This is a genomic window from Roseixanthobacter psychrophilus (assembly GCF_043195195.1).
In the GTDB taxonomy this organism is placed as follows: domain Bacteria; phylum Pseudomonadota; class Alphaproteobacteria; order Rhizobiales; family Xanthobacteraceae; genus NCEH01.
Genome location: NZ_JBAFWT010000026.1, coordinates 18860 through 41458, shown reverse-complemented (window position 1 = coordinate 41458; position 22599 = coordinate 18860). Strand labels below are relative to the sequence as shown.

The 22599-nt window shown below is 65.4% G+C and carries 21 protein-coding genes; 9 read left to right on the top strand and 12 right to left on the bottom strand.

Going from position 1 to position 22599, the window contains the following annotated elements:
• Positions 1-61 precede the first annotated feature (61 nt).
• Entirely contained in the window at positions 62-700 is a 639-nt protein-coding gene (locus tag V5F77_RS19680; protein ID WP_429007042.1) for a transglutaminase-like cysteine peptidase, read from the bottom strand.
• A 186-nt stretch (positions 701-886) separates the two neighbouring features.
• On the opposite strand from V5F77_RS19680, the gene V5F77_RS19675 reads away from it, so the two are divergent.
• Complete coding sequence (locus V5F77_RS19675; protein ID WP_429007041.1) at positions 887-1636, top strand: rhomboid family intramembrane serine protease; 750 nt, start codon at positions 887-889, stop codon at positions 1634-1636.
• 151 nt (positions 1637-1787) lie between these two features.
• The gene (locus V5F77_RS19670) at positions 1788-2219 is read left to right on the top strand and encodes a CBS domain-containing protein (protein WP_429007040.1); all 432 of its coding nucleotides are present in this window, start codon (positions 1788-1790) and stop codon (positions 2217-2219) included.
• A gap of 45 nt (positions 2220-2264) precedes the next feature.
• On the opposite strand, the gene V5F77_RS19665 is transcribed toward V5F77_RS19670, so the two are convergent.
• The 3 genes from V5F77_RS19665 to folE all read right to left on the bottom strand — a co-directional run bounded on the left by V5F77_RS19665 (position 2265) and on the right by folE (position 4718).
• Positions 2265-3323, bottom strand: coding sequence for a patatin-like phospholipase family protein (locus V5F77_RS19665; RefSeq protein ID WP_429007039.1), 1059 nt, complete (start codon positions 3321-3323; stop codon positions 2265-2267).
• Positions 3324-3462: 139 nt separating this feature from the next.
• Entirely contained in the window at positions 3463-3948 is a 486-nt protein-coding gene (hisI, locus tag V5F77_RS19660; RefSeq protein ID WP_429007038.1) for a phosphoribosyl-AMP cyclohydrolase, read from the bottom strand.
• Positions 3949-4001: 53 nt separating this feature from the next.
• Complete coding sequence (gene folE / locus V5F77_RS19655) at positions 4002-4718, bottom strand: GTP cyclohydrolase I FolE (protein ID WP_429007037.1); 717 nt, start codon at positions 4716-4718, stop codon at positions 4002-4004.
• 332 nt (positions 4719-5050) lie between these two features.
• On the opposite strand from folE, the gene V5F77_RS19650 reads away from it, so the two are divergent.
• From V5F77_RS19650 to V5F77_RS19630, 5 genes are all read left to right on the top strand, one after another.
• Positions 5051-5521, top strand: coding sequence for an iron-sulfur cluster assembly scaffold protein (locus V5F77_RS19650; protein WP_429007076.1), 471 nt, complete (start codon positions 5051-5053; stop codon positions 5519-5521).
• Between the two features lie 159 nt (positions 5522-5680).
• Positions 5681-5983, top strand: coding sequence for a membrane protein insertion efficiency factor YidD (gene yidD, locus V5F77_RS19645; RefSeq protein WP_429007036.1), 303 nt, complete (start codon positions 5681-5683; stop codon positions 5981-5983).
• A 117-nt stretch (positions 5984-6100) separates the two neighbouring features.
• Positions 6101-7336 carry a lipase family protein gene (locus tag V5F77_RS19640; protein WP_429007035.1) on the top strand — a complete coding sequence of 412 codons (1236 nt, stop codon included), beginning with the start codon at positions 6101-6103 and terminating at the stop codon, positions 7334-7336.
• Between the two features lie 126 nt (positions 7337-7462).
• Complete coding sequence (gene thrS, locus V5F77_RS19635; RefSeq protein ID WP_429007034.1) at positions 7463-9439, top strand: threonine--tRNA ligase; 1977 nt, start codon at positions 7463-7465, stop codon at positions 9437-9439.
• A 174-nt stretch (positions 9440-9613) separates the two neighbouring features.
• Entirely contained in the window at positions 9614-12592 is a 2979-nt protein-coding gene (locus V5F77_RS19630) for an autotransporter outer membrane beta-barrel domain-containing protein (RefSeq protein ID WP_429007033.1), read from the top strand.
• A 47-nt stretch (positions 12593-12639) separates the two neighbouring features.
• On the opposite strand, the gene V5F77_RS19625 is transcribed toward V5F77_RS19630, so the two are convergent.
• Complete coding sequence (locus V5F77_RS19625) at positions 12640-13116, bottom strand: DMT family transporter (protein ID WP_429007032.1); 477 nt, start codon at positions 13114-13116, stop codon at positions 12640-12642.
• 36 nt (positions 13117-13152) lie between these two features.
• Positions 13153-14160 carry a hypothetical protein gene (locus V5F77_RS19620; RefSeq protein ID WP_429007031.1) on the bottom strand — a complete coding sequence of 336 codons (1008 nt, stop codon included), beginning with the start codon at positions 14158-14160 and terminating at the stop codon, positions 13153-13155.
• A 219-nt stretch (positions 14161-14379) separates the two neighbouring features.
• Here V5F77_RS19620 and V5F77_RS19615 point away from each other — a divergent pair, with 219 nt between their 5' ends.
• Positions 14380-14943: a nitroreductase family protein gene (locus V5F77_RS19615; protein ID WP_429007030.1), complete on the top strand. Its 564-nt coding sequence runs from the start codon at positions 14380-14382 to the stop codon at positions 14941-14943.
• A gap of 37 nt (positions 14944-14980) precedes the next feature.
• A complete protein-coding gene (locus V5F77_RS19610) occupies positions 14981-15970 on the top strand; it encodes a rhamnan synthesis F family protein (RefSeq protein ID WP_429007029.1) in 990 nt (329 codons plus the stop codon).
• A 4-nt stretch (positions 15971-15974) separates the two neighbouring features.
• On the opposite strand, the gene V5F77_RS19605 is transcribed toward V5F77_RS19610, so the two are convergent.
• From V5F77_RS19605 to V5F77_RS19580, 6 genes are all read right to left on the bottom strand, one after another.
• On the bottom strand, positions 15975-17078 hold the full coding sequence (locus V5F77_RS19605) for an alginate O-acetyltransferase AlgX-related protein (protein WP_429007028.1): 1104 nt from the start codon (positions 17076-17078) through the stop codon (positions 15975-15977).
• A 4-nt stretch (positions 17079-17082) separates the two neighbouring features.
• Positions 17083-18501, bottom strand: coding sequence for an MBOAT family O-acyltransferase (locus V5F77_RS19600; protein WP_429007027.1), 1419 nt, complete (start codon positions 18499-18501; stop codon positions 17083-17085).
• Between the two features lie 42 nt (positions 18502-18543).
• The gene (locus V5F77_RS19595; protein ID WP_429007026.1) at positions 18544-19326 is read right to left on the bottom strand and encodes an NAD kinase; all 783 of its coding nucleotides are present in this window, start codon (positions 19324-19326) and stop codon (positions 18544-18546) included.
• 126 nt (positions 19327-19452) lie between these two features.
• Positions 19453-20424: an MBL fold metallo-hydrolase gene (locus tag V5F77_RS19590; protein ID WP_429007025.1), complete on the bottom strand. Its 972-nt coding sequence runs from the start codon at positions 20422-20424 to the stop codon at positions 19453-19455.
• 270 nt (positions 20425-20694) lie between these two features.
• Entirely contained in the window at positions 20695-21708 is a 1014-nt protein-coding gene (locus tag V5F77_RS19585; protein ID WP_429007024.1) for an amino acid ABC transporter substrate-binding protein, read from the bottom strand.
• 68 nt (positions 21709-21776) lie between these two features.
• Entirely contained in the window at positions 21777-22340 is a 564-nt protein-coding gene (locus V5F77_RS19580) for a L,D-transpeptidase (RefSeq protein ID WP_429007075.1), read from the bottom strand.
• Positions 22341-22599: the final 259 nt, after the last annotated feature.

The following is a 22599-nucleotide window of genomic DNA, read 5'->3' as shown; positions in this document are numbered from 1 at the left end:
CGTGGTGCTGCACCGCCCGCCTCATGCACCTCGACTGGAAGGGCAGCAAAGGGGCGCGGGCTCAACGCCCGCCGCCGACCACCGGGGGAGAGCGCGTATCGCCCAGCGACACCCATAAGGTCGGATCGCCCTGCGACTGGCGCTTCACATAGCGGTAGCCGGTATCCTGCCAGGGCAGGATCTCGTTTTCCTGATTGTCGAGGATCAGGTCGCCGCGGTCGGTGACCACGGTGAGCACGGCGTGGCCGTCGCCTTCCTTGTCACGTACCACCGTGATGAGGAGCACCGATGCCGGCCAGCCGAGATTGATCAGCGCGCGACGCTTGGCGAGCACGTAATCCTCGCAATCGCCCTTGCCGTCGTCCGGATAGCTCCAGCGTTCCACCTCGCCATAGTGGTCCATGTCCGTCACGGGTGCGATGGCCGTGTTGAAGTCGCGGTTCACCTGGTCGAGGGTCGACAAATGGGCGGGATCGAGCCGAACCTGCGGGATCAGGTCGCCCTCGGCGGTGCAGGCGCCCTTGTTCTCTGCGCAGAAACGAACGTAGCCGATGGGTGCCGACGTTCCGCCTACCGCCTGGAGATGCGGCACGAGGACCGGCGAGAGGCTCGCGTGATGCCGGTCGCCGGCCACGGCGCTTCCAGCACCCGCACAGAGCAGGACCGTCAGCAGAAGCTTTCGAGCGAGATGAAACGGCATGGCACGCTGTCGCGAGGGGTTAACAACTTCATAATGCCCGAGGTTTGCCGCATTCGCGCCGTCAACCTTTCATTAACCTTAATAGCCGTTAACACTCTTGGCCAGCGCCATGCGGCTGCACGCAGGCGGAACCACCACACGCGCTTTTTCCTTGCTGCGGACCCCGCCGGCCCTTATGTGCGGGACGTGCTCGACCTCAGCGATCCACGCCGCGCGCCGCCCCGCGAGCCGGTGTTCAACATTCCGGGCGTAGTGGTGCTGCTGGCCCTGACCATGGCGGCGATCGCCTTCGCGCGCGAATTCGTGCTGGACGAACGAGCCAACGTTGAGCTGCTCGCCTATTTCGCCTTCATCCCCGCGCGCTACGATTCCGCCTTCGACCTGCCGGGCGGGCTCGGCGCGGATGTCTGGACATTCGTCAGCTACGCCTTTCTCCACGCCAATCTGGTGCACCTCGGCGTGAACCTGATCTGGATGCTGGCCTTTGCGACCCCGGTCGCGCGGCGCTTCGGAACGTGGCGGTTCCTTGCCTTCGTGGTTGTCACGGCTGCAGCCGGTGCGCTCGCCCATCTCATCGCCTATCCCGACGCCATGGTGCCGATGATCGGTGCCTCCGCCGTGGTGTCGGGGGCGATGGCGGCGGCGGTGCGCTTTGCCTTCGGGCCGGGCGGCGCCCTCGGGCCGCCCGCGCGGCGGACGCAGGAGCATCCTCCCGCCGCCTCCCTGATCGGCGCGTTTCGCGAGCCGCGCGTGCTGACCTTCGTTGCGGTCTGGGTGGTGGTGAACTTCTTGTTCGGCGCGGCGATCACCTTGCCCGGAACCGAAGGGGCAGAAGTTGCCTGGCAGGCGCACATGGGCGGCTTCTTCGCCGGCCTCCTGCTGTTTCCGCTGTTCGACCCGATTCCGAGGGCAACGCGTTCGCCCCCTTCACACTGAGGCTGTGCTGAAATTGCAGTCAGACAGCCGCCCCGTGCGAGATGCGGGGTTGCGGATCCGGGCAACGCAGACGATCATTCCCATGAGGCATACCGGCGAGCGTCAATAACGCCGGATCCGCCACAAATTATCTAGGGAATGGAGGTCAGCCATGACCGTGAAAATGATTTTACAGCGAAAGGCGTCCGAGCTCGTCACCATTTCGCCCGAGGCGTCGCTGGAAGAAGCGGTGAAGAGCCTGTCTGAGCATCGCATCGGTGCCATCGTGGCCACCGGCCGCGAAGGACGCTTGGAAGGCATCCTCTCCGAGCGCGATGTGGTGCGCCTCCTCGGGGAGCGCGGCCCCGACGTTCTGTCTGAGACGGTGGGATCGGTGATGACACGGGCGGTGGTGACCTGCACCGCCGACGAGACTGTCCCCGCCATCATGGAGCGCATGACCCGTGGACGCTTCCGGCACGTTCCCGTGATGTCCGGCGACAAGCTGATTGGCATCATCTCCATCGGCGACGTGGTGAAGTACCGGGTCGAGGAGATGGAGCGCGAGAGCGCGGAACTGCGCGACTACATCATGACCGCCTGAGGCGGCCGATGGCCAGGGCGATTGCGTCCTGGCCGTCTCGCGGGATTATTTCAGCGCTTCCACCGCGCTGTGGACGTCATCAACGATCCGCTCCACGGCTTCGCGCCCGGCCGCTATCGCTTCCTCCGCCCGGTGGAAATCGAACAGGCCGATGCGCGACAGCTTCGGCGAGACCGCCACATCCGGCGGGTCGCCGGCGAGGCGCGAGCGGGCGATACGATCCTGCGTGATGTTAAACGCATCGATCATGACCGCCGAAATGCCCCGTGGCCCCTCGCTCGGTCCCGACAGGAATTGCCGGCGCAGCATGCGATCTGGCCGCAGCATGCGGGACAAACCTTCCTTCTTGCGCTCCACAACCACGTCCGCGACGTCGGCGATGGCGCTGCCATGGTCCTGGATCACCGTGCCGCGCCCGAAGATTTCGGAATTGAGGTTCACGGCGATCACGATGCGCCCGCCGAGTGCACGTGCCGCCGAGACCGGCACGGGATTGACCAGCGTGCCGTCCATCAGCCACCGCCCGCCCACCTTCGCGGGGGTGAAGATCCCCGGCAGGCAATAGCTGGCGTGGATTGCCTCCACCAGCTCCCCCCGCGTGAGCCAGATTTCGTGGCCGGTGCCGAGTTCGGTGGCGATGCAGCCGAACGTCACCGGCAAATCCTCGATGGTGAGATCGCCGAGTTCCGAGCGCATGCGCTCCATCAGCCGGCGGCCGCCGATCAGCCCGGCCGCGCCGAGCGAAAGGTCGAGAAAGCTGAGAACATTGCGCTTGTTGAGGCTGCGCGCCCAATCTTCCAGGGCATCGAGCTTGCCTGCCGCCCAGATTCCGCCGACCACAGCGCCGATGGAGGTGCCGGCGATCACGCTTGGCCGGATCCCGTGCGCCTCAAGTGCTCTCAGCACGCCGATATGGGCAAAGCCGCGCGCCGCGCCGCCGCCCAATGCCAGTGCAATCTTCGGTCCGCCTTTGCGTCCAGCCTTCCATGGCGGCTCGGCGTCGATGCGCACCTCCATTTCGGGTGCGACGGCAGCGCCGGCGGATGCGGCCCCTTCGGTGGGCGCCTCCTCGGTGCGATTGCGGCGGGTGAAACCTTGAAACATGCACGATCTCCAGCCGGCTGGCGGGCCGGTGGCAAACTCAGGGATTCAGAGCTGAATACCCGCGTTTGGTGTCCGAAGCGTGGCCTCCGGGTTCCCCAGGGGCCGGTATGAGGCTGCGCCCGTGCGTTTCAAGAAATTCTTAATCGTGGGAGTGGCCGGAATGGGAGCCATAAACCGCCTTCGGATCGAAGCGCGGCTCATCACCGGTGAATTCCAGCGACGTCGCGGCGGAGGCTTTGCCGCCAATGGGAACCCGGCGATAGAAGCAGGAGCGACGGCCCGTGTGGCAAGCGGCGCCCGTGCCGCCCATTTCCACCTTCAGCAAAACCGCGTCCTGGTCGCAATCCACGCGGATTTCCAGAACTTTCTGGGTGTGGCCGGAGCTTTCGCCCTTCTTCCAGAGCTTCTTGCGGGAGCGACTGTAATAATGCGCCTCGCCGGTCTCGATGGTCAGTGCGAGCGCGTCTTCGTTCATGAAGGCCAGCATCAGCACTTCGTTGGTCACCGCATCGACGGCGATGCATGTGACCAGGCCGTTGACGTCGAAGCGGGGGGTGAGGCGCGTGCCTTCCTCCAGGTCGGCCGTGCTGGCGCTGCTTGCGAAGACGGGTGTCTCGACGCTCATCACAACTCCGAAATCGGCCGATCTCTGCGGCCCGCTGGTGCGTCCGCTGTGGATCAGCCCTTGGCGCGCACCAAAGTGATGAAGCGCACCTGCTCGGCCGGGTCGTTGCGGAAGGCGCCGGTGAATTGGCTGGTGATGGTGGACACGCCGGCCTTGGTGATCCCGCGCATAGCCATGCACATATGCTCGGCCTCGATCATCACGGCAACCCCTCGTGGCTTCAGCGTCTCGTCGAGGGCAGTGACGATCTGCGAGGTCAGGTGCTCCTGGGTCTGCAAACGCTTGGCGTAGATGTCCACCACCCGGGCGATCTTGGAGAGGCCCACCACCCGCTCCACCGGGAAATAGGCGACATGCGCTTTTCCTACGAACGGCACCATGTGATGCTCGCAATGGGAATGGAAGGGAATGTCGCGCACCAGCACGAAATCGTCGAAATTGCCGATCTCGCCGAAGGTGCGGTCAAGTGCCTCTGCCGCGTCGTGGCGATAACCGGAGAACAACTCCCCATAGGCTTTCACCACGCGATGGGGCGTCTCCAGCAATCCCTCGCGGTCCGGATCCTCGCCGATATAGGCCAGCAGGGTCCGCACAGCCGCCTCCGCCTCGCGCTTCGAGGGCCGGGCGGGGTCGTGCGGCGGCTCCGCCTGCGAGACCGCGGTGTCGACCGCGTCGTGGCGACTGGCCTGTTCCTGAAGATGTTTCACATGCTTGCGGGCCTTGGCCTCGTTCTCGGCCTGCGCCCGCAGCAACTTTACAACAGCATCCATGCCCAACTCCGTCCGACCCGCCTCGGAACGCATCCCGGGCGAGAGTGTCACCGGTGTCGGCTACGCATGCGCGGACCCTTTCCTCCGCGCCCCACCGGAAGCCCCGGCGGCGGCCTTGCCGTCCGTTTTTGCGCGGAGCGATGCTCCGCACCCGCGGCGCGCGTCTTCCGCCACGCCGCATAAGGACTATATATGTCGGCGAACCAAGCAACGCAAAGTGCGCTTTTGCTTGAGTGTGCCGCGCAAGCCGCATGACGGCGCCCCCGGAGGGGACCGTCGCGGGGCGGGCGGTCTTCATGAGTGCGCCGCTTTGGTGCGGCCGGGATCGTATGATGATTAACGACGTCTACAACACCCGTATCCTTGGTTATGCCGCAGATATCCGGCGCCTCGGCCGGCTGGAGCAGCCGCAGGCCAGCGCTACCGCCCATTCGCGCCTGTGCGGCTCCACCGTGACCGTCGATGTCGCCCTGGATGGCGACACGGTGAGCGATTTCGCCCATGAGGTCCGCGCTTGCGCGCTCGGGCAGGCTTCCTCCTCCATCATGGCCCGCAATGTGGTGGGCTCCAGCGTCGCCGAATTGCGGGCGTTGCGCGAGACCATGCGCAAGATGCTGAAAGAGAACGGCCCGCCGCCCGCCGGCCGCTGGGCCGAGCTGGAAGTGCTGGAACCGGTGCGCGATTACAAGGCGCGCCACGCCTCCACCCTGCTGACCTTCGACGCGGTCGTGGATGCCATCGACCAGATCGAGGCCAAGCGCAGCGCACCTTCTCTCGGCGCGGACGTCCATGCCCGGGGCTGACTTGCGCCCGCTGTCGCGCGCGGTCTTGGTCAGGATGGTGAAATGAACCAGGATGAGGGAGCGCCCGAGGGCCTTGCAGGCTCGCACCTGCCGTGGGCCGTGGGCGGGACACACGGCACACCCACCGCTTCTTCTTCGCGGGACGCTGCCCCCGTTCGGATGCTGGACCTGCTGCGCCGCGTGCCCCGAACCCTCCTGCGGGTCCCGATCCTGATTTATCGCTACACGCTTTCCTCATTCATGGGCCGGCATTGCCGCTATTTGCCGACGTGCTCGGAATATGCCGACGAAGCGATCTCGCGCCATGGCGCCTGGGCCGGCGGCTGGATGGGCGCGGCGCGGTTGTGCCGCTGCCATCCATGGGGCGGCTCGGGTTTCGATCCGGTGCCGCAATGCCTGTCGGCCGAGGGGCGCTGGCACCGGCCCTGGCGCTATGGGATCTGGCGCCAATCGGCGGATTGACGGGCCGAATTTGCCTGTCGACGGATGGTCGCACTTCCTGCCTAAGTGTCTTACCTGCCTGAATGTCGCGCCGCACGCGATGAAAAGCGGATGCGGCCTAAAGGTTTGGAGCGAGCAATGCGTGTTGTCAGGTATGCCTTCGGCTTTGCGTTGAGTGTCTTGGCGGTCGTTGGCTGCTGCGGGTCCGCATTCGCGATCCGGCCGGGACCTGAGGGCGATGCTTTCTATGTGCCCCCGACCCCGCTGGCGCCGGGCACCAACGGCTCCGTCATCTGGGTCCGTGCCCTTTCCGGGACCATGGCGTTACCTGGTGCCGCCCGCAATCTGCTGGTGCTTTACCGGTCCGAAGATCCGCAGGGCCAGCCGGTTGCGGTCTCTGGCACCATCGCCCTTCCCGAGGGCACCGCTCCAGCGGGTGGGTGGCCAGTGATCACCTGGACCCACGGCACAACAGGTCTTGCCGCCATCTGCGGCCCTTCGCGCGACACGGCCGATGGACCCGAACATGCTTATATCGCCGATATCCGCACCCTGTTGGACCGGTTCGTGGCGGCCGGCTACGTCGTGGTCGCGACTGACTACCAGGGTCTTGGGGTGGCCGGGTTTCATCCCTTCCTTCAGGGCGTCCCGAACGGCAAGAATGCGCTCGACATGGTGCGCGCCGCCCGCGAGCTGGAGCCGGAAATCGGCACGCGCTATGCGGTGATGGGCCATTCCCAGGGCGGTCAGGCGGATTTGTTCACCGCCGCGGAGGGGCTGGACTACGCCCCTGAACTGCAACTCATGGGCAATGTCGCCATGGCGCCGGGTACCCATATTGCCGACCGCGTCGCGGCAGTCCGTGCCTCGGACAAGACCGAACTGGCGCTGCCCTACGTGCTCTATACGCTGCAATCCTATGCCACGATCGACCCGACCATCGACATCGGCCGCATCCTGACCGCGAAGGCACAGCCTTATCTCGCGGAACTCCATCAGGGCTGCATGACCAAAGCGTTGACCGACACCTATTGGGCCACCGCAATTGCCAAGGACCAGTTCCTTCCCGATCCCGACCTCTCGGCTTTCCTGAAGATGGCGGCTCAGAACGAACCTGGAACGCTCAAGCTCGCCGTGCCGACCCTCGTGATGCAGGGGACGGCGGATGTCACGGTCCGTCCCAAGGACACGGATGCCTCGGTGCGCGCACTGTGCGCCAAGGGAAATATGGTGACCTATAAGACGTTCACCGGCCAGGACCATGATGGCGTCATGGCCGCGGGGGCAGGGGATGCGCTGGCTTTCATGGCCGATCGTTTCGCCGGCAAGCCCGCACCCGGAAACTGCGACAGCTTGCCGAGTGCGGCCCCATAGGACGGGCCCCGCATCCCAGCTTTACACTGGCTTCACTCTTTACGGACGGCGTCGGGGGGCCTAGATCAGGCCCCCTCGACAACAGCCTACCTGCCTGGTGCGCAGGAGTGGGCAGGAGAAGAAGCTATGGTTACATTGACTTTCCCTGATGGCGCCCAGCGTGAGTTCGCCTCCGGGACCACCGGTGCCGAGGTGGCGGCCGCCATTTCCAAATCGCTGGCCAAGAAGTCCGTCGCGATCGTCCTTGACGAGGCGCTGACCGATCTTTCCGAGCCGATCATCCAGGATGCCCGCATCCAGATCGTCACCCGCGATGACGCCCGCGCATTGGAACTGATCCGCCATGACGCGGCCCATGTGCTCGCCGAAGCGGTGCAGAGCCTCTATCCCGGCACGCAGGTCACCATCGGCCCGGTGATCGAGAACGGCTTCTATTACGATTTCGCGCGAAACGAGCCCTTCACCACGGACGATCTCCCGAAGATCGAGGCGAAGATGCGCGAAATCATCGCGAAGGATCGGCCTTTCACCAAAGAGATCTGGTCGCGCGAGGAAGCCAAGCGCGTGTTCGCCGAAAAGGGTGAGGCCTTCAAGGTGGAATTGGTGGATGCCATTCCCGCGGGCCAGGACCTGAAGATCTACAAGCAGGGCGAGTGGTTTGACCTGTGCCGCGGCCCGCACATGCCCTCCACCGGCAAGGTGGGCAACGCCTTCAAGCTGATGAAGGTGGCGGGCGCCTATTGGCGCGGCGACAGCAACAATCCCATGCTGACCCGCATCTACGGCACCGCCTGGCACGATCAGGCCGCGCTCGACGCTTATCTCCATCGGCTGGAGGAAGCGGAGAAGCGCGACCATCGCCGCCTCGGCCGGGAGATGGACCTGTTCCACTTCCAGGAGGAAGGACCGGGCACAGTGTTCTGGCATTCCAAGGGCTGGACCCTGTTCCAGAACCTCGTTGCCTATATGCGCCGCCGCTTGAAGGTGGATTATGCCGAGGTCAACGCGCCGCAGGTGCTCGACAAGTCGCTATGGGAAATCTCCGGCCATTGGGGCTGGTACAAGGAGAACATGTTCAAGGTGCAGTCGGCCGGCGACGACACCGAGGACGAGCGCGTGTTCGCCCTGAAGCCCATGAACTGCCCCGGACACGTGCAGATCTACAAGCACGGGCTGAAATCCTATCGCGACCTGCCGCTGCGCCTCGCCGAATTCGGCGCCGTGCACCGCTACGAGCCCTCGGGCGCGCTGCATGGGCTGATGCGCGTGCGCGGCTTCACCCAGGACGACGCCCACATCTTCTGCACCGAGGAGCAGATGGCGGCCGAGTGCTTGAAGATCAACGATTTGATCCTCTCGACCTATGCCGACTTCGGCTTTGACGAGATCATCGTCAAGCTCTCCACGCGCCCGGAAAAGCGCGTTGGCTCGGATGCAGTGTGGGATCATGCGGAGGACGTGATGATGCGCGTTCTCAAGCAGATCGAGGAGCAGTCCGGCGGCAAGATCAAAACTGGCATATTGCCGGGAGAGGGTGCGTTCTACGGGCCGAAGTTCGAATACACCTTGTCTGACGCCATCGGCCGCGAGTGGCAGTGCGGCACCACCCAGGTGGACTTCAACTTGCCGGAGCGCTTCGGTGCCTTCTATGTGGACGCGGACGGGCAGAAGAAGACGCCGGTGATGATCCACCGCGCCATCTGCGGCTCCATGGAGCGCTTCACCGGCATATTGATCGAGCATTTCGCGGGTCATTTCCCGCTCTGGCTCGCGCCGGTGCAGATCGTGGTGGCAACCATCACGTCGGAGGCGGACGATTACGCCGCCGAGGTGACGGCAGCGGCGCGCGCGCGCGACCTGCGGGTGGAAAAGGACATTCGCAACGAGAAGGTCAATTACAAGGTGCGCGAGCATTCGCTTGCCAAAGTCCCGGCATTGCTGGTGGTCGGCCGCAAGGAAGCGGCGGAAGGCACCGTCTCGATCCGCCGCCTCGGCAGCCCGGATCAGGTGTCCATGTCGCTCGACGCCGCCTTGGACTTGCTGGCGGGTGAGGCGGTTCCGCCCGATCTTCAGCGCCGCGTGGCGGTAACCCGAGCCGCTTGATCGGACCGGCCAGAAACGGCGCAGAGGGTGCAGGCTTTTACGCCCGCGCCCTCTGCGTTCAGATGGTGGAGATTTTTGTCCGTATCGCTCAATACCGTCGTATTAGCCAGCGCCCCATGTAACACTTCAGAAACACCTTGCGCGGCTCAGCGCATGATTCTTGGGGCTGGAAACATGAAGACCATTAAAGTGAGGCGCTGGCGCCTCATGTCCAGCGTGGCTCCTCTCGCACTTGCTGGTCTCGGCGTATGTGTGACGGCGCCGGTCTGGGCCGAGCCCTCACCAACTCCGACGCCCTATACGACGCTGAATTACGGCACCACCGGCACCTTCCTGACTGGTATTCGCGGCAACACCATCGTTGGGAATTACGTGGTGCCCGGCACCACGGCCACCGGCGGGCTGCTGTACAACATGTCTACCGGCCAATGGTCGGCCATGCCGGTCGCCACGGCCAACGGGGTGAACTATCCCGACGCCATCGGCTCCTCGCCCTACGGTCCCAGCTTCGGCAACCAGGGCGGCGTCCTGCGCACCGTGGGCAGCTACATTACCTCTGCCTCCTCACCGTACGACCTGAGCTATCTCTATGACGCGGCGGCGGCGCCGGGCCAGCAGATCACTCAGCTGGCCTATCCCAGCGCGTCCGGCAACCCGACCCTCTACACCATCGCCCACAGCACGTTCGGCGATACGGTGGTGGGCAATTACGACACCCGCCTCGCGACCGGCAATGCGATGATCTACACGATCTCCACCGGCACCTACACGACCAACAACAAGCCCGGCGCGGCCAGCACCACCGCCTACGGCGTCTATGGCAACATGATCGCCGGCGGCTATTTCGATGTGCCGGGCGGCGGCATCGGCGCCGAGCATGGTTATCTCTACAACCAGACCACCGACACGTGGGCGACCTACGACCACCCTGGTGCCGTCGTCACCCATCTGGAAGGCATCACCGGTGCCGGGCGTTCCGGCGAATACAATATGGTGGCTGACTGGGTGACAGTGGATGGCGTGGTGCATGCCGGGGTGCTGCATGTGGACGCGCTGGGCATTCCCACCTGGTACGAGATCAATATTCCCGGCGCATCGCTGGTGTCCTCGAACTCGGCCTATGGCGATACGGTGGTGGGTATCTATCTCACGCCCGGCTCCACCACGCCCAATGGCTATGTCGCGACCATTGAGGGGATCTATAATCCGATCCGCAACACCGGCACGCTGACCTCCAGCGCCGATAACGCCGCCGCTTTGTCCGGCCGCATCGGCGACGACATCGTCAACAGCGGCACGGTCCAGGTCAGCGGCAATGGCGGCATCGGCATGCGCGGCGAGACCTATGGCGTGTTGACCAATACCGGAACCGTCGTCTCCACCGGCATCGCCGGCGCGGCGGTGGAGCTGCACGGCCTTTATGGCACCTTCCTTAATTACGGCATCTTGCAGACAACCGCCGCCTCCGACGCCTTGCGCACCGGCCCCGACAGCTTCGGCACGGTGATCGTCAACACCGGAATCATCGACGGCCGGCTCGCCGCGACGGCGGGGCCGCAGAAGCGGTTCGAGAACAGCGGCTGGCTCGGCGTCTCCGGCACCGGCGTGTCGATCACCCATCTCCTCAGCGGCACCTTTGTCCAGACCTCGGCCGGCACCCTCTCCTTGCGGGTCACATCCACCGGCACTGATTTCATGGGCATAACCGGCGTGGCACGCCTTGCCGGCACGCTTGAGGTTCCCTTCCAGACCTCGACGCTGGCAAACAGCTACACCTTGCTCGCCGCAACGGAGGGGACGACGGGCGCCTTCGAGACGCTGGCCACCTCTGGCTTACCCAGCTATGTCAGCCCGACACTCGCCTATTCCGGCACCAATGTGTCGCTGAACCTGACCTCCCAGATGGCTCAGCAGGCCGGTTTGACATCCAACCAGACAGCGACCGGCGCCGCACTGGATCGCGCCTTCAACAGCGGCGCCTCGGCGAACACCGGCAATTCCACCTGGGGGGCACTCGGCAGCATCTACAGCCTGAGCGCAAGCCAGCTTCCCGCCGCCCTGAAGTCGCTGTCCGGCGAAGCCTATGCGAGCGAGCAATCGGTTCTGATCGGCGACGGCATTTATGGCCGGCAGGCGGTGATGGACCGGTTGCGGCAGGGCGCTTACGCCGGCCAGAGCGGCCCGATGGGCGCGCTCGCCTATGGCGGGCCGGCGGCGATGTCCTATGCCGGTCCCGAAGCGGCGTCGCGGGCTGCGCCTTCAAGCGCGCTTGGCGCACTGGCCTATGCCACCAAGGCCCCGGCGGTTGCGCCGGAGCCGACATACGGCACCACCGTGTGGGCGCAGGGCTTCGGCGGTTGGACCAATCTTGACGGCAACGGCAACGCTTCGAGTGTGAGCGAGACCATCGGCGGCGTGATCTCTGGCGCTGATATCCGCGCCGGCAATTGGCGTATCGGCGCGGCGCTGGGCTATTCCCAGTCCAACGCCGATGTTGGCGCGGTGGCGAGTTCCACCGAGGTGAACAGCATGCTGGTGGCGCTCTATGCCGGCACCAGCGCGGGTCCGTGGAACCTGCGCCTCGGCGCGAGCTATGCCTTCAACCAGATCGACGCCACCCGGACCATCGCCATGCCGGGCCTGCTCCAGCAGGCGAATGCGCAATATGATGGCGGCACGGCGCAGGTGTTCGGTGAGGTGGGCTACGGCTTCGCGCTGCAGTCGATCGCGCTGGAGCCTTATGCGGGTCTTGCCTGGGTGCAGCTCAACACCGACAGCTTCGCCGAGAGCGGCTCCGTAGCAGCGTTGTCGGGCGCATCTACGTCCGCAGGGGTGGGTTATTCCTCGCTCGGCCTGCGGGCGGCCACCGCGGTGGCCCTTTCGAACGGCATGGTGCTCGCGCCCCATGCCTCGGCCGCCTGGCAATATGCGTTCGGCGATGTCGACCCGACCGCACAGCTTGCGTTTCGGAGCCTTCCGGGCGCGAACTTTACGGTCGGCGGCGTGCCGTTGGCAGAAAATACCGCTTTGCTCGAGGTCGGCGCCGACCTGCATCTGTCCGCACAGGCCCGTTTCGGCCTGTCTTATGTCGGCCAGTTCGCCGATGGCGTGACCGTCAACGCTTTCCAGGCCAACGTCGCCTGGCGGTTCTGATCTTCGCGAGCATTAACCGCCCGGCGGCGTCGCATCGCCGGGCGGGATCAGGAACTGCGCAGGGCGTTCAGCAGGCGGTCGCCGAACAGCATGAACACCACGCCGGCCATGATGACGATGGCGCCCACCAGCTTGACCGGTGTCAGCTTGCGCTCAACCAGGCCGACGAGCCCGAAATGGTCGAGCATCAGAGACGAAATGAGCTGGCCGCAGATCACCAGCGCCAGCAGGCTTGCGAGGCCGATCTTCGGCACCAGATAGATCGAGCCGATGATGAAGGCGGCACCCAGGAACCCGCCGCACAGCTTCCAAAGCGGCTGGCTCGGGAGCGCGGCCAAGGCAGTGGGAATGTTGCCGCCGGCAACAGCGACCACCAGCAGAAAGGCCGTGCCCACCAGGAATGAGAACAGGGCGGCGAGAATGGTGTTCTGTCCGAACGCCTGCGCCAACTGGTTGTTGATGGGCGCCTGGAGCGAGATGCAGGCGCCGATGATGAATGCGGCCACGAGGTAGAGGGTCGTCACATCAAGGCTCCCGGGGCGAGGTGAGGGGCTGCGGCATCATTTGTTGATGACCTCCACCTCACGGTCCTTGCCCGCCTCCACCTTGAAGTCGCGGCTGATCACCTTGCCGTCGTTGCGCGCAATCGCGGTGTACTCGCCCTCGCTCAGCACCACCGTGGGGAGGGCGCCGATGGATTCCTTGATGGAATCGCCGCCCGGCGTCACCACGGACCATTGGGTGTTGGCCTGGGCATCGCCGCCCTTCTCCGCCACCAGCTTCAGCACGATCTGCGCCGCGCGATGGTGAAAGGTGGCGTCCGTGAGCTTGCCGGCCTGCACCGTCACGTCGGCGCGCACTACGGCGTTCGCGTCGCCATAGGTGGAGACCACGTGATAGGTGCCTTCCGGCAGCAGCACGACATCGCCGGCATTGGCGCCGCGATAATAGGGCTGAGTTGAGGTGCGGCCCTGCAGGAACGAGCCTTCGTAGATGTCGAAGGTGACCTTCTGGCCGGGGATGGTCTTGTTCTCAACGTCGGCCTGGAGGCGCAGGCCTCCGGCAGGCAGGACGAACTGCTCGCGCCGCGCCACCTGGCCCACCTGCAGGCGCTGGGCCGCGGTGGCGAAGCCGTAGACGACGTGCACGATGTATCCGCCCGGATTGAGGAAGAACACCGGCGCGGGCTCGGTGCTCTCGGCCACCAGGGGGAAGGCGCCGGAGGCCTCGGGCGTATCGGCGAAGACGCGCCACATGAGGCCGTGGGGAATGGCCGGGCCGTCGGCGCCGAAGCGGGCAAATACGCCGACCGTCGTCTTGCCCGCAGGGGCGGCCGGAAGTACCGCGTGGGGTTCTCGGCCGCCGGGTTGTCCCAAAGGGCTGGTGCGCAGGCCGGGAGCGGGAGGGGCAGAAAAGGCATCGCTCGGCGGCGAGGCGGGAGACGCCCCGGCAAACGGCATCGCCTGGCCGAACGCAGCGCCGTTGGCCAGCACGGCGGCCATCAGCGGCAGGAGGAACGGGAATAGCCACGTCTGCCAGCGGCGCGAGGCACGGATCTGAGGATGCATGCATCTGACGTGCATCGAAACCGCGGCAGTTTCAAGTCATCGCAGTGGCATGGGTCTCGCAAGGCGCGTCCGCGAGGAGGGCGCGGAACGCTATGTCGCTTTTGGCGGCGCGGCCCGGCGTGATAAGGCAAGCGCGGAAAACGCGGGCCGCAACCGTCCTTGACCGCCGCCCGGGCGGGTTGGGCGATGCGGTGCATCGCGGCTGCTCGAAGGTCTGCCATGTCCGATATTCTTGACGTGCTCCGTACCCGCCGGTCCACACGCATCCTCGATTTCGCCGAACCCGGCCCCTCGCCGGAGGATCTGCACACGATACTGACCATCGCGGCTCGGGTCCCGGACCATGGCAAGCTCGTGCCCTGGCGCTTTATCCTGCTGGAAGGCGAAGGCCGCGCCCGTGCCGGGGCGGCATTGACGGCGGTGCTGCAAGAGGTGGATCCCGACGCCACGCCACGGCGCATTGAGGACGAGCGCAATCGCTTCATGCGCGCGCCGGTCGTGGTGGCGGTGGTGTCCAGCGCGGCAGCCCATGCGAAGATCCCGGAATGGGAGCAGGTGCTTTCCGCCGCCGCCGTGGTGGAGAACCTTCTGATCGCCGCGACGGCGCTCGGGTATGGCGTAACCTGGCTCACCGAATGGCCGGCCTACGAGCCCAAGGCCCGCGCCGCTTTGGGTCTTGCAGAGCATGAGCGGATCGTCGGCTTCGTCTATATCGGCACCGCCACGCAGAAGCTGGAGGATCGCCCTCGGCCGAACCTCGACGAGATCGTGACGCGCTTTTGACCTTTGGATTGCGGCGAAACGTCAAGGGAGCTGGCGCATGGTGTCCTTCAAGGCCCGCATGGAAGCATCCAAGCAGCTTCTCATCGCTTCGCTCGATATAAGCGCGCGGGCCAATCCCTTGCGCCGTATCCGCAAGGCGCTGCGCCTCCTCTCCACGCCCTCTGATGCGCCGGTGCAAGAGGATAGCGACGTGCTCGGCCCGGCGTTCCGCGCTGTGCGGTTGCCGTCGGCGTCCCTGTCGGGGGGACCGGTCTGCCTGCTCGTGACGGCGGCGGCCGACGGGCGCCCGTTCAACCACACATTGCGCCTCTGCGCGGATTTTAAGGCCCATGGCTTTCAGGTGGTGCTGATCGTCGCCACGGACCGGCCGGATCTCGATTGCCTCGACCCGGGGCCGGAAGTGGCGGATGCGGTCGTGACGCGGGAGAATCACGGCTATGATTTCGCCGCCTGGGCCGCCGCGCTGCGCTATCTCCCGGAGGTATGGGCGGCACCCGAGGTTCTGTTCGCCAATGACAGCGTCTATCATGCCGCCCCGGCGCTGGCGGCGACGCTGGGGCGGATGCGGACCAATCCGGCGGGCGTGGTCGCGCTGACCGAGAGCACGGAGCTTGCCCGCCATTTCCAGAGCTATCTTTTCCTCTACAAGGCAGCGGCTCTTGCACATCCCGCAGCCCGCGCGTTCTGGGGCGAAGTGCGCTCGCTCGGCGACAAGCTGCAGATCATCCGCGAATACGAAGTCGCCCAGCGCGCGGTGCTGGAACAGGCCGGGCTCGATGTGGAGATTCTGTTTCCCGCAGCTCCGGGTGGAGTGCAGGGCGAGAACCAGTTGCACCAGGGCTGGCGCGATCTGATCACGCAGGGGTTTCCCTTCGTGAAGGTGCAGCTTTTGCGCGACAACCCTTATGGCGTCGATCTCGCCGGCTGGCGCGCCTTTCTCGACCGCGCGGAGTTCGACGTTGGTGAGATCGCATTCCATCTCGGCGCCGGCCGCGATGGCGCGGCGGCGCTGCTGGAAATGCGCTGATCGCTCAGCGCGGCGGCAGGCCGATGGGCTGGCCACGGCAGGGCAGGGATCGCTCGGTGACCATATAGATCACCAGATCGGGCTTGAAGCGCTCCACAGCCGGCCATTCGAACTTGCAGGCGCTATGGTGCATCCAGGCGAAGCGGCTCGCCACGCGCTCCAGCAGGCGCGGCCAATAATGCTGCGAGAAGGAATCGCCGATCACGAGAATGCTCGGCCCGTCATGTCCGGTAGAATAGGCGTAGGGCTGGAACGGGTCGTCGGCCGGGCGCGTCGGCATCAGGCCCTTCAGCGGGGTGAGGACCGGCTTGGGATTGGAGGCGATCTCGCCATAATCCTTGTCGCCGACCGGATTCGCTTCGCCGAGATAGCGGGCAAGATCGCCGGAGGGGGCATCCTGTAGCGGGCCGATGGCACTCTGCGGGGCGATCTCAAGGTTCGGCCGGCCCGCCGCCGCCATCACGGCATTGAAGGCAAGCACGGAACTGCGCTGGTTCCAATGGGTGTCGGTGCGGCGAAACACCGGCCCTTCCGCCTTCGCTGCCATAAGGACCGTGCGGAGGTCCACATAGGGGACGCCACGCTTCGTCATCTGCGTGGTCAGGTAGTCAAGTTCGGTCGGATGGGTCATCTGTCCGCGCGCCCAGGCGGGCAGTTTTTCCGGCAGCACGGTCGCGGCATTGGGCGGGGAGGCGACCACCAGGGTCGCGCCTTGCGCCTTCAAGGCGGCATCGAGCCGGCCCAGCATGCTCGCCAGTTCGCTCATGGGCTTGATGCGGAACACCCGGCCCAGAGACTGCTCCAGGGTCTGTTCGCCGGTGAAGAACATCTGCCCGCCCTCGCCCAGCAGCACCGGCCGCTCGCGGGTGGATTTCATCGCCCGGAGATAGCTGGCATTCCCCGCCATCACGATCCCGCGAAAGCCGTACCGGCCGTTGATGAAGGGGTCGAGCCGCTCGGTGGCGTGCACCCACCAATGTTCCGCCGGAGCGGTCATCAGGCGCACCGGGCCGGGCAGGTCTGGGAGCACCAGCCCCAGCGTTGGCAGTGTCAGCACCGCCATGAAGAAGAAACACCACCAGCGGCGATAGGCGAGCAGAAGAGGCATGCCGCTAAAACCGGAAATAGAGGAAGGGGCTATAGTTCGACGCCCCGACCGTGATGAAACAGAGCACGAACAACACCAGCATGATGAGGCTGTCGCAGGCACCGTATATCAGCCGCCGCATCCTCGGCGAGAGGGGACCGGCCGGCAAGGTGGGCAGTCCGTAAAGCGCCAGCGGCCAAGCGAGGATCATCACCGCGATCGTCAGCGGCTGCAGGGCCACCAGCAGGCCCGGCGCCAGTGGCCCGAAGCCGTTCAGCCCCACCATGCCGGCGAAGATGTCCATGGCCTGCGGCAGCCCCAGGGCGCGGAACCAGACCCATCCGAACAGCACCACCAGGAGGACATAGAGGTGGTTCACCAGCTTGGGCGCAGCGGCGAGGGCTTTGCCGAAACGGGTGCGCTCCAGTACCAGGAAGGCGCCGTGATGCGCGCCCCAGATCACGAAGGTCCAGCTCGCCCCGTGCCAGAGCCCGCAGAGCAGGAACACAGTCCAAAGATTGAGCGCGGTGTGCAGGTGGCCGTGTCGGTTGCCGCCGAGCGGGATGTAGACATAGTCGCGGAACCAGCTCGACAGGCTCATGTGCCATTTGCGCCAGAAGTCGGTGATCGACATCGCGCCATAGGGCAGGCGGAAATTGCGCGGAAAATTCAGTCCCATGGCGAGCGCGAGGCCGATGGCCATGTTGGAATAGCCGCCGAAGTCGAAATAGATCTGCAAGGCGTATGCGAGCACGCCGATCCAGGCGGTGAAGAAGTTAGGCGCGTTGGTCTGGTCGAACACCATGGTCGCGAGCGGTGCGACCTCGTCGGCGATCAGCACTTTCCAGGACAGGCCGATGACGAAGATGCGCAGGCCCGCCGAAATTCGTCCGACCGTGGTGCGGCGTTCACGGATGCGATGCGCGATGGTGGAATAACGCACGATCGGTCCCGCCACGAGCTGCGGGAACATGGTGATGTAGACCGCGATCTCCTCCAGCCGGCCGTTGGCGCGGGCGCGCCCGCGATACACGTCGACGAGGTAGGAGATGGCGTGGAAGGTGAAGAAGGAGATGCCGAGCGGCAGTGCGAGGTGAACCACCGGTACGGAAACCCCGAGCGGCTCCAGCACGACGTTCAGGTTTTCTGCAAGGAAGCCGGCGTATTTGAAGGCAATCAGCCCGGCGAGATTGAGCGCCACGGCAAGCGCCAGCATGGACAGCCGCTTGCCCGGCGGACGCGCACCGAGCACCTGTGCAAGGGCGAAATTGCCCAGCATGGAAACGGCCAGCACCAGCAGGTTGAACAGGCCGCCCCAGGCGTAAAACACCAGGGAGAAGGCCAACAGCACGAAGTTCCTCGCCCGGACGCCCGGCGTTGCGAAATAGCAGACGAGGAACGCGGGCAGGAAATAATAGAGGAATGTAACGGAGGAAAAGACCATCTCACTCGCAGCTCGGTCCGCGCCGGGGCGCGGTGGTCAAGGTCAATACACGAATTGCTCGCGCAGGATGCGCTCGTCCAAGCTGTGGTCGGGATCGAACAGCATGTCCATGGACGAGGTCGCGTCGAGCCGCGCGGAGACGCTCACGATGTCGCGCACCTCGTGATGATCGGCAACCGCGCTCACCGGCCGCTTTTCCGGCTCAAGCACGACAATGTCGATGCGCGCCTTGTCCGGCACTAAAGCGCCACGCCAGCGGCGCGGGCGGAAGGGCGAGATGGGGGTGATGGCAAGCAGGGCCGTGCTCAGGGGCAGGATCGGCCCGTGGGCGGAAAGATTGTAGGCGGTCGAGCCCGCCGGCGTTGCGACGATCATGCCGTCGCAGATCAATTCCTCCAGCCGCACCTTGCCATCGATGGAAACGCGCAGCTTGGCGGCCTGATAGGTCTGGCGCAGTAGGGCGACCTCATTGATGGCCGGCGCCTGGTGCCGCATGCCGGAACGGTCCACCGCCTCCATGATGAGAGGATGAATGACCACGTGCTGGGCGGCCGCGAGGCGCTCGCGCAGGGCGTCCTCGCGATAAGTATTCATGAGGAAGCCGACCGAGCCGCGATGCATGCCGTAGATCGGTACGCCGCGGTCGCGGAAGGCATGCATGGTCTGGAGCATCAGCCCATCGCCGCCGAGCGCGACGATCACGTCGGCGTCTTCCCCTGCCACGTCGCCATAGCGTAGGATCAGCCGCGCGCGGGCAGCCTGGGCCTCCGTGGTCTCGCTGGCCACGAAGGCGATTTTATCGAGGCGTCGGCTGGGCTCGCTCATCCGGACGGTCGCGCGGCGACCCCTTCTTCCCGGCGCCACCAGGGCACCCGCGCCTTTCGTATCGGTCTGCGCAACGCTTGTCGAGGCGGGGCGCGGTCCTGTTTGTCGCGGCCGCAAGGGCAGGCCTCAGAGCACCGGGCTCCAGGCCACGGGCACGTAGCGGAAGTGGGCGCCATCCTTCTCCACATGGGCGGCACCTGGGAAGGGAAAATGAAAGCCCGCCACCATCATCCGGTCGGCCGAGAGGCGGTCATAGGTGCGCACGCGCGCCTGCTGCGCCTTCGCGGGATCCATGTCGAACATGACGTGCCAGGTGGGATTGCGCATAAACAGGGCTGGGATGTTCGTAACGTCCGACTGGACGAACAGCGCGGCATCGCCCGAGGCGAGCACGAACGAGGTGTGGCCCGGCGTGTGGCCGGCGGTTTCCACGCTGGTGAGGCCGGGGAGGATTTCCTTGTCCCAGGCATATTGCTCGGGCGTCGCGCCGAGGCCGCCGAACACCCGGCGCACATTCTGAAACGCGCCCTTCGAGGCCTCCGGTGCGCGACTCATGATGCCGTCGTCGGTCCAAAACGCCCATTCTGCCTGGGGCACCAACACCTGTGCGGCGGGGAAGGCCGGCTTGCCTTCGGCTGTGAGCAGGCCGTTGATATGGTCGCCGTGGAAATGGGAGATCACCACCGTGTCGAGCGCGGCGGGGTCGATGCCGGCGGCCTTCAGATTGGCCTGGAGCTGACCGACCGTGCCCTGGGCCGGGCCGTTGCCGGTGTCGATCAGGATCAGTTTCGAGCCGGTGTTCACCACCAGCGCCGTGAATGGGATGGTGATCTGATTTTCGGTGAGAAAGGCAGCCTTCAGCGCGGCGTTTACCGCATCGCGCGGCTGGTTGCGCACGAAGCTGTCTGAGAGCGGCATGGTCCGCGCGCCGTCGCTGATGGCGGTGACCTCGAAGGCCCCGACCTTGTAGCGATAAGCGCTCGGCATTTGGCTGTTGGCCAGGGGCGCTGCGGCTGAGGCCGGTAAAACACCGGTGACGCTCGCGGCGGCAGAGGCAGCAGCGGCGGCGAGGAGCGTACGACGGGAGAGGTCGGCCATGAGGGGTCTCCGTGAATTCTGGCGGAGACTAGAAGGCGGAGCGATCCAGGTCGACGACGGCGGGGCGCTCCGCCGCTCACGTTTCAGTGCCCACCCCCTCACCCGTCCGCTGCGCGGTCGACTCTCCCCGGCGGGGAGAGGTGGGACCGGAGAGGTGGGGCCGGAGGGGGCCAAGGGGAACCTGAGACAGACAGATCCGGCGGCAAGGCTGAAACCGCTTCTCGCCCCCAGCGCAGGAGTTCCCCCTCTCCCCGACGGGGAGAGGTGGGATCAGCGCACGGGCGGGGCGTATTGGATGCCGCCGGTGCTCCAGAGCTGGTTGATGCCACGGGGGATGCCCAGCTTGGACCCGGCGCCGACGTTGCGCTCAAACACTTCACCGTAATTGCCCACCGCCTTGACGATGCGCACAGCGAAGTCCTTGGTCAGCCCGATCTGCTCGCCATAATTGCCGTCGGTGCCGACGAGACGCTTCACGTCCGGCTTCTCGGACTTCAAGGCCTGATCGAGATTGCCGCTGTTCACGCCCAGTTCCTCGGCGTTCAGCATGGCGTAATGGGTCCATTTCACCACGTTGAACCACTGATCGTCGCCCTGGCGCACCACCGGGCCGAGCGGCTCCTTGGAGATGACGTCGGGCAGAACGATATGGTCACCGGGCTTCGCCAGGACGAGGCGCAGCGAATAGAGCTGCGACACGTCGGTGGTGATGGTATCGCACTTGCCGCTCTCATAGGCCTTCACCAGTTCGTCCGAGGACGGCAGGCTGACCAGCTCGAGCTTCATGTTGTTCGCGGCGAAATAATCGGTCGCATAGGCGGCGGCGGTGGTGCCGGCCTGGACGCAGACCTTGGAATTGTCCAGTTCGAGCGCCGAGGTGACCTTGCGCGCCGTGCGCACCATAAAGCCCTGGCCGTCATAATAGGTGATGGGGCCGAACAGCAGGCCGAGTTCGCCTTCGCGCTGCAAGGTCCAGGTGGAATTGCGCGAGAGCACGTCCACCTTGCCGTCCTTAAGCGCGGGGAAGCGCTCTTCGGCGTTCAGGGGCACGAACTTCACTTTGGACGGATCGTTCAGCACGGCCGCCGCGATGCCGCGGCACAAGTCCGCGTCGAAGCCGCTCCACTTGCCGGTGGAATCCGGATTGGAGAAGCCCGGCAGGCCACGGCTCACGCCGCACACCAGCTCGCCACGATCCTTGACCGCCTTGAGCGTCTGCGCGCTCGCGCCGTGCGCCGACAGCGCCACGACGGCGCCGGTCAGCAACGCCAGGAGTGTCTTCATGAATCCCGCCCCATTGAGGTGATTGGAAGAAGGAGCCGCCGCGGATGCGGCGGCCTTTTATGCGGCGCTCAGAGCGTGACAGCCTGGCGCACGATGACCTTGGTGCCCACGGGCACGCGGCTGTAGAGGTCGATGATCTCGCTGTTCACCAGCCGGAAGCAGCCGGACGAGACAGCGTAGCCGATGGTGTCGGGCTGGTTGGTGCCGTGGATGCGATAGACCGTGCCGCCGAGATAGAGCGCGCGAGCGCCCATGGGATTACCAGGGCCGCCGGCCATGAAGCGCGGCAGGTAGGGCTGGCGCTGGATCATCTCCGCAGGAGGGGTCCAATCCGGCCATTCCGCCTTGCGCACCACCGTGACGAGGCCTTTCCAGGTGAAGCCGTCGCGGCCGACGCCGATGCCGTACCGCAGCGCCCGATTGTTGCCTTCCACCAAATAGAGGAACTTGTCGTCGGTGCTGATGATGATGGTTCCCGCCGGCTCGGTGGTGCGGAAATAGACCGGCTGGCGGCGGTAGGCCGGGTCCATGTCCACCTCGTCGTCGGCGGGCGGGACGAGGCCGGGCTGGTCGCCGATATCGAGCATCGCACCCGGTACGCCCCTCTGGGGCACCGGTGTGGACTGCGCCATGGCATAGGAACCGAAAGCGAAGGCACCGACCTGAAGCAGGGCGGTCAGCGCCAGGGTCTTAAACAATTTTGGCATCATGCCGACCTCTTTCTTCGCGCCCCCAAGGAGCTCAGCGGGCAGAGACTGGCAAGACAGGGTTAAGATTGCGCTTCCGGGCCATTGCTCCGTCACGCAAAAAAACCCGATGCCGTCCTTCCCACGTCGTCCCCGCGTGCCGCTCGCGCGGCGCACCCCATGCTTCGATTAGCTGAGCTTGCGA